This is a genomic window from Mycobacterium sp. (assembly GCF_035499775.1).
GTDB lineage: Bacteria > Actinomycetota > Actinomycetes > Mycobacteriales > Mycobacteriaceae > Mycobacterium.
Genome location: NZ_DATJYB010000632.1, coordinates 20,839 through 28,987, shown reverse-complemented (window position 1 = coordinate 28,987; position 8,149 = coordinate 20,839). Strand labels below are relative to the sequence as shown.

The following is an 8,149-nucleotide window of genomic DNA, read 5'->3' as shown; positions in this document are numbered from 1 at the left end:
GCGCGCGGGCTGGGCTATCCTGCGAGACGATGAACCTTCCCGTTCAATCGCCGACACAGATCGCCTGGGTAACCGCCGACCTGGACGCCACCGAAACGGCCCTCACCGGCTTGTTAGGCGTACGGAAGTGGGTGCGCATCCCGGACGTGCATTTTGCTCCGGACAGCTGCAGCTACCTCGGCAAGCCCGCCGACTTCGTCGCGAGCGTCTCGCTGAGCTATCTCGGAGACATGCAGTTGGAGCTGCTCTCGCCGGTCCGCGGAGAGAACATCTATAGTGACTTTCTGCGGGATCATGGGCCGGGTTTGCACCACATCTGCATGGAGGCCGAATCCCCGGAGCAGTTCGACGCGGCGCTTGCCGAAGCGGCTGCGCAGGGCGCCCCGGTTGTCCAGCAGGGCGTGATGCCCGGCGGCATCCAATTCGCCTACATCTCAGCGCCTCAGGCCGGCGTCCCCTACATCGAAATCGCCTACGTCTCACCAGAGATGAGAGCGTTCTACGAGTACATCAAACAGGAGCAGCGGTGAGCCGCGCCTGCGACGACGCAGTGGGGGCACCCCCAGCCGCGCAGCGGCGAGGGGGACGCAGCGATGAGGAGGAGTGGCGCCAGTGAGCACCGAGATACCGGCGACGGTCAAAGCGGACACAGTGACGTCCTGGTCGGACGACGTCGACGTGGTGGTGATCGGTTTCGGGATCGGCGGCGGCTGCGCGGCGGTCAGCGCCGCTGAGAAATTAGGGGCCGGCGCGCGGGTGCTGGTGCTCGAGCGCGCTGCGGCGGCCGGCGGCACCACCTCGATGGCCGGCGGCCACTTCTACCTGGGTGGCGGGACGGCGGTCCAGGAGGCGACGGGCCAACCCGACTCGCCCGAGGAGATGTACAAGTACCTGGTCGCGGTGTCGCGGGAGCCCGACCGCGACAAGATTCGCGCCTACTGCGACGGCAGCGTCGAGCACTTCAATTGGCTGGAGGACCTGGGTTTCCAGTTCGAGCGCAGTTACGTTCCTGGCAAAGTCGTCGTCCCGGCGGGCACCGAGGGCCTCAGCTACACCGGCAACGAAAAGGTGTGGCCGTTTTGCGAGCAGGCCAAGCCGGCGCCGCGCGGGCATTCCGTGCCGGTCCCCGGCGAGCTGGGCGGCGCGGCGATGGTGATCGACCTGCTGGTCAAACGCGCCGACGCGGTGGGCGTGCAGATGCGCTACGAGACCGGCGCGACCAACCTGATCGTCGACGACGACGGCGCGGTGGTCGGCGTCGCCTGGAAGCACTTCACCGAAACGGGCGCGGTCAAGGCCAAAGCGGTCATCATCGCGGCCGGCGGTTTCGCCATGAATCCCGAGATGGTCGCCGAGCATACTCCCGCCCTGGGTCAGCCGCGGCGCACCAAGCACCACGGGCTGGTGGCGCCCTACATCCTGGGCAACCCGCACGACGACGGGCTGGGCATCCGGATGGGTGTCTCGGCGGGCGGAGCCACCCGGGACATGGACGAGTTGTTCATCACCGCGGCGGCCTATCCGCCGGAAGTTCTGCTGACCGGTGTGATCGTCAACAAGGAGGGCAAGCGCTTCGTCGCCGAGGACTCCTACCACTCGCGCACCTCGGCGTTCGTGCTCGAACAACCGGACCAGACCGCCTACCTGATCGTCGACGAAGCACACACCGAGATGCCCGCCATGCCGTTGATCCGCTTCCTCGACGGGTACGAGACGATCGCGGAATTGGAGGAGGCGCTGGGCATCCCGGCCGGCAACCTCGCCGCGACGCTGGACCGCTACAACGAATTCGCGGCCAAGGGCGAGGACCCAGAGTTCCACAAGCAGCCGGAATACATTGCGCCGCAAGACAATGGCCCTTGGGCGGTATTTGACATGTCGCTCGGGCGGGCGATGTATTCGGGATTCACCATCGGCGGCCTGACCGTCACCGTCGACGGCGAGGTGCGCCGCGCCGACGGCACCGTCGTCCCGGGGTTGTACGCGGTCGGGGCGTGCGCGTCCAATATCGCCCAGGACGGCAAGGGATATGCCAGCGGCACCCAACTGGGTGAGGGGTCGTTCTTCGGCCGCCGCGCCGGAGCGCACGCCGCGGCGCGCTGACCGGCGCCGGCTATACCGGCGCCGGCTCCTTCTCCACCGGGCCCAGCCGCCATTGGCCGCCGCCCAGCAACTCCAGCTGCTGCTCGTGCAGCAATTCGACGGCCCGCCGATGGCTGACGCTGACCACGACGCAGTCCGGTAGCTCGCTCCGAAGCATTTGGTAGAGCGCGTATTCCAAGCCTTCGTCTAGCGCCGAAGTGCTTTCGTCGAGGAAGACCGCCTTGGGTTTGGTGAGCAGGATGCGGGCGAAAGCGATCCGTTGCTGCTCTCCCGGGGAGAGGACCTTGGCCCAGTCGCGCTCTTCGTCCAGCCGCTCGCACTGCGGCGCAAGCGCGACCTTCGTCAGCGTCTCCCGCAATCTGTCGTCGGGGATGTCGCCCGGTGAGTTGGGGTAGCAGATCACGGTGCGCAGCGTGCCCAGCGGCACATACGGCAGCTGGGAGAGGAACATCGTCTCGTTTTCCCCGTCCGGGCGGCACAGGGTGCCCGAGGCATACGGCCACAATTCGGCCAGGCTGCGCAGCAGCGTCGTCTTCCCTGACCCGGACTGCCCAATGATCACCAGCGACGCGCCGCTTTCCAATTGCACGTCGAGCGGGTCTATCAAGGAGTCCCCAGCCGGCGTGCGGACCTCGATATCGGCGAGCTCGACGGGCACGTCGCGGCTGGGCTTGACCAGGATCGCCGGCAGCGCGCGGCCCTTCTCGTTCGCGTCCACCAGACCGTGTAATCGAATGATCGAAGCCCGGTACGCCGCAAATTTGTCGTAGTTTTCCCGGAAGAACGACAGTGAACTCTGAATGTTGCCAAACGCGGTCGCCGTCTGGCCGACGTCGCCGAAGGTGATCTGGTTCGCGAACAGCCGCGGCGCCTGGACCGCCCACGGCAACGGGGCAATTGCCTGGCTCATCGACCAGTTCCAGGCCTTGAACGCGATGGTTCGGCGGACGAATCTGCGGTAGTTGTCGATGATCGGCGTGAAGCGCCGCCATAGCTGGGCTCGCTCGACTCGCTCGCCACGGTAGAAGCCCACCGCCTCCGCGGCGTCGCGCAGCCGCACCAACGCGTACCGGAACGCGGCGTTGAGCTTCTCGTTGCTGAAGCTGAGCCAAATCAGGGGGCGCCCGAGCCAGAATGCGATGGCGGTCGCGATCAACACGTAGACCAGGGCGATCCAGAACATCGCGCGTGGCACCCCGACACCGGCGATGTCCAGGCGCCCGGAGAGGTTCCATAGGATCGCGGCGAACGAGATCACTGACACGACCCCGTGGACACCGCCGAACAGCAGGATGTCCCGGGACCCGTTGGACGGGACGTTGGTGGTGCCGTCCTTCCCGGTGGTGAAGACGTCGATGTCCTGCTGGATACGCTGGTCGGGGTTGTCGATGGGCTCTTCGATGAACAGGTCCCGGTAGTACGCCCTGCCGTCCAGCCAGTCGTCGGTGAGGTGGCCGGTCAGCCAGATGCGCCAAGCGATGATGAATCGCTGCGCCAGGTAGATGTCGACGACTATCTGGCCGATGTATATGGCGGCCAGCACGGCGTAGTGAAAAAGCGACAACCAAAAGCCATGGATCCCAGACCTTTTGACTTTGTCATTGCCCAAAGCGCTGCCCTGGAATGCTGTTTGCAGAGATGTGTACATGTCGTTGTGGTAGTAGCTGAACAAGACGTCGAGACGCACACTGAACAGGACCAGAAGCAACAACACACCGAGCAGCCCCCAGACGCGGATCGAATGGGCGCCGGTGAAGTAGCCACCGGTGATCCGCCAAAACTGCCGACCCCACACGGTCGAGTACCTCAGCGCGACCAAGACGACCACCACGCAGACGGCGCTGATCAGCCACGCGATGGCAAGCCAGCGAGCGGAATCGATGGTCGCCGCCGACCAGTCGATGGACGTCTTGAACGGCTTCAGCTCCAACTTCGACGTCTCCTTGATTACCGGATACTTGCCCGCGAAGGTACCCGAGGGCCGGCGGATAGGCTGCCCGCATGAGCACCGACGCTCCACCCAGCCAAACCGTGCACGCCGGCCGGCTTGTGGCCCGCCGACTGCGGGCCAACGGTATCGACACGATGTTCACCCTGTCCGGCGGCCACCTGTTCTCCATTTACGACGGCTGCCGCGACGAGGGCATCCGCCTGATCGACACCCGCCACGAACAAACCGCGGCCTTCGCCGCCGAGGGCTGGTCGAAGGTGACCCGGGTGCCCGGGGTGGCCGCGCTCACCGCAGGCCCCGGCGTCACCAACGGCATGAGCGCGATGGCCGCCGCGCAGCAGAACCAGTCGCCGCTGGTGGTGCTCGGCGGCCGGGCTCCGGCGCTGCGCTGGGGGATGGGCTCGCTGCAGGAGATCGACCACGTTCCGTTCGTGGCGCCGCTGACCCGCTTCGCCGCGACCGCGGACTCGGCAGAGGCCGCGGGCCGGCTCGTCGACGAGGCATTGCGCGCGGCGCTCACCGCGCCGTCGGGTGTGGGGTTCGTCGACTTCCCGATGGACCACGTCTTTTCGATGGCGCAGGACGATGCCCGCTCCGGCGCGCTCAGCGACCTGGCCCCGGCGCCCACCCCGGATGGTGACGCTCTGGACCGTGCCGCCGCTCTGCTTTCGGCCGCGCAGAAGCCGGTGATCATGGCGGGAACCAACGTGTGGTGGGGGCACGCGGAGGCGGCGCTGCTGCGGCTGGCCGAGGAGCGGCAGATCCCGGTGCTGATGAACGGGATGGCCCGCGGCGTCGCCGCCGCCGACCACCCACTGGCCTTCTCGCGCGCGCGTGCGAAAGCGTTGGGCGAGGCCGACGTGGCGCTGATCGTCGGCGTGCCGATGGATTTCCGGCTGGGCTTCGGGAAGGTCTTCGGGTCGCAAACCCAGCTCGTCGTGCTGGACCGCGTCGAACCCGCCCGTGAGCACCCGCGGCAGATTGCGGCCGGCCTGTACGGCGACCTGACGGCGATCCTCTCGGCGCTGGCCGCCGGAGGCGCAAGCAACCACCAGGATTGGATCGGCGAGCTGCGCACGGTTGAGACCACGGCGCGTGACCTCGAGAAGGCCGAACTGGCCGACGACCGGATCCCGCTGCATCCGATGCGGGTGTACGCCGAGCTGGCGCCGATGCTGGACCGCGACGCCGTCGTGGTCATCGACGCCGGAGATTTCGGGTCCTATGCCGGCCGGGTGATCGACAGCTATCTGCCGGGCTGCTGGCTGGACAGCGGGCCCTTCGGCTGCCTTGGTTCGGGCCCCGGTTACGCCCTGGCCGCCAAACTCGCCCGGCCCGAGCGGCAGGTGGTGCTGCTGCAGGGCGACGGCGCCTTCGGGTTCAGCGGCATGGAGTGGGACACCCTGGTCCGGCACAACGTGCCGGTTGTGTCGGTGATCGGCAACAACGGCATCTGGGCCCTGGAAAAGCACCCGATGGAGGCGTTGTACGGCTACTCGGTGGTCGCCGAGTTGCGCCCCGGCACCCGCTACGACGAGGTGGTGCGCGCCCTGGGTGGCCATGGTGAGCTGGTGGCTGCGCCCGCCGAACTCCGCCCGGCGCTGGAGCGCGCATTCGCCAGCGGCCAGCCCGCCGTCGTCAATGTGCTCACCGACCCCAGCGTCGCCTACCCACGCCGGTCGAACCTGGCCTGAGCGCGCCTCCCGCCCTCATAGCCCTCGCGTACCGTTGACCTGTGCCAAAGACCACCCGCGCCCAAGGCGGCCGAGTCAGCAGCCGATTCTGGCGACTGCTCGGCGCCAGTACGGAAAAGAACCAGAACCGTTCCCTCGCCGAGGTCACCGCCTCCGCGGAGTACGACGAGGAAGCCGCCGACCTCAAAGACGCGCAACTGCTCAAGGCGGCTGGGCTGCTGGACCTCGACGACCTCGCGGAATCCGAGGACATCCCGCAGTTCCTGGCGATCGCCCGGGAGGCGGCCGAGCGGACGACAACTCTGCGGCCATTCGACGTGCAGCTGCTCGGGGCGCTGCGAATGCTCGCCGGCGACGTGATCGAGATGGCCACCGGTGAGGGGAAAACCCTGGCCGGGGCGATCGCGGCTGCGGGCTACGCCCTGGGCGGGCGGCATGTGCACGTCGTGACCATCAACGACTACCTGGCCCACCGCGACGCCGAGTGGATGGGCCCGTTGATCGAGGCGTTGGGTCTGACGGTCGGCTGGATCACCGCCGAGTCGACGAGCGAGGAGCGCCGGGCCGCCTACGGCTGCGATGTCACCTACGCCTCCGTCAACGAGATCGGCTTCGACGTGCTGCGCGATCAGCTGGTGACCGATGTCGACGACCTGGTGTCGCCGAACCCGGATGTGGCGCTTATCGACGAAGCCGACTCGGTGCTGGTCGACGAGGCGCTGGTGCCCCTGGTTCTGGCCGGCACCACCCACCGCGAGACGCCGCGGCTAGAGATCATCAAGCTGGTTGGTGAGCTCTCCGCGGACTCCGATTACGACACCGACTCCGACAGCCGCAACGTCCACTTGACCGAGACCGGCGCCCGCAAAGTCGAGAAGGCGCTCGGTGACATCGACCTGTATTCCGAGGAGCACGTCGGGACCACGCTGACCGAGATCAACGTCGCACTGCACGCGCACGTGCTGCTGCAACGCGACGTGCACTACATCGTCCGCGACGACGCCGTGCACCTGATCAACTCGTCGCGGGGCCGCATCGCCCAGCTACAGCGCTGGCCGGACGGCCTGCAGGCCGCCGTCGAGGCCAAGGAGGGCATCGAGACCACCGAGACCGGCGAGGTGCTCGACACCATCACCGTGCAGGCACTGATCAACCGTTACGAAACCGTCTGCGGTATGACCGGCACCGCCTTGGCCGCCGGTGAGCAACTGCGCCAGTTCTACAAGCTCGGCGTCTCGCCGATACCGCCGAACACCCCGAACATCCGCGAGGACGAGACCGACCGGGTGTACATCACCGCCGCCGCCAAGAACGACGCGATCATCGACCACATCGCCGAGGTGCACGAAACCGGGCAGCCGATGCTGGTCGGCACCCGCGACGTCGCCGAATCCGAAGAGCTGCACGAGCGGTTGCTGCGCCGCGGCGTTCCCGCCGTGGTCCTCAACGCGAAGAACGACGCCGAGGAGGCGCAGGTCATCGCCGAGGCAGGAAAATTCGAGGCGGTCACGGTGTCGACGCAGATGGCCGGGCGGGGCACCGATATCCGGCTCGGCGGGTCCGACGAGTCCGACCACGACAGGGTTGCCGAACTCGGCGGGCTGCACGTGGTCGGCACCGGCCGGCACCACACCGAGCGGCTGGACAACCAGCTACGCGGCCGGGCCGGTCGTCAGGGCGACCCGGGGTCGTCGGTGTTCTTCTCGAGTTGGGAAGACGACGTCGTCGCGGCCAACCTGGACAGCAACAAGCTGCCCACCAACACCGACGAGGACGGCCGCATTCTCAGCCCCAAGACCAACGGCCTGCTCGACCACGCCCAACGCGTCGCGGAGGGCCGGCTGCTGGACGTGCACGCCAACACCTGGCGCTATAACCAGTTGATCGCCCAGCAACGCGCGATCATCGTGGAACGACGAAACACGTTGCTGCGCACTGACACTGCGCGTGAAGAACTCGAGGACCTGGCGCCCGACCGGTATGAGGAGCTGTCCGAAGACCTGTCCGAGGAGCGCCTCGAGAAGATCTGCCGGCTGATCATGCTGTATCACCTCGACCGCGGCTGGGCCGATCACCTGGCGTACCTGGCCGACATCCGCGAGAGCATCCATCTGCGCGCGCTGGGCCGCCAGAACCCGCTGGACGAGTTTCACCGGATGGCGGTCGACGCGTTCGCTTCGCTGGCCGCAGACGCGATCGAGGCGGCTCAGCAGACGTTCGAAACGGCGAACGTTCTCGAAGACGAGCCGGGGCTGGATCTGTCCAAGCTGGCGCGGCCGACCTCGACATGGACGTACATGGTCAACGACAACCCCCTGTCCGACGACACGCTGTCCACGCTGAGCCTGCCCGGAGTGTTCCGCTAGACCGGCGCGAGCCCGCCGAACGTGCGGCCAGCTTC

Annotated in this window: 5 protein-coding genes; 4 read left to right on the top strand and 1 reads right to left on the bottom strand. The window is 67.3% G+C overall.

Annotated features, from left to right (window positions below; all coding sequences use genetic code 11):
• Nucleotides 1–29 precede the first annotated feature (29 nt).
• Nucleotides 30–530: a VOC family protein gene (locus VML93_RS37825; RefSeq protein ID WP_325618908.1), complete on the top strand. Its 501-nt coding sequence runs from the start codon at nt 30–32 to the stop codon at nt 528–530.
• A gap of 82 nt (nt 531–612) precedes the next feature.
• Nucleotides 613–2,103 (top strand): FAD-binding protein, encoded by a 1,491-nt coding sequence (locus tag VML93_RS37820; RefSeq protein ID WP_325618895.1) that lies wholly within the window; start codon nt 613–615, stop codon nt 2,101–2,103.
• Between the two features lie 10 nt (nt 2,104–2,113).
• Here the strand turns inward: VML93_RS37820 and VML93_RS37815 are convergent, their stop codons facing one another.
• The gene (locus VML93_RS37815) at nt 2,114–4,033 is read right to left on the bottom strand and encodes an ABC transporter ATP-binding protein/permease (protein ID WP_325618893.1); all 1,920 of its coding nucleotides are present in this window, start codon (nt 4,031–4,033) and stop codon (nt 2,114–2,116) included.
• A 71-nt stretch (nt 4,034–4,104) separates the two neighbouring features.
• Between VML93_RS37815 and VML93_RS37810 the strand changes: the two genes are divergently transcribed.
• Together VML93_RS37810 and secA2 are read left to right on the top strand one after the other, a co-directional pair.
• Complete coding sequence (locus VML93_RS37810) at nt 4,105–5,748, top strand: acetolactate synthase (RefSeq protein WP_325618891.1); 1,644 nt, start codon at nt 4,105–4,107, stop codon at nt 5,746–5,748.
• Nucleotides 5,749–5,789: 41 nt separating this feature from the next.
• A complete protein-coding gene (secA2, locus tag VML93_RS37805; RefSeq protein WP_325618889.1) occupies nt 5,790–8,114 on the top strand; it encodes an accessory Sec system translocase SecA2 in 2,325 nt (774 codons plus the stop codon).
• Nucleotides 8,115–8,149: the final 35 nt, after the last annotated feature.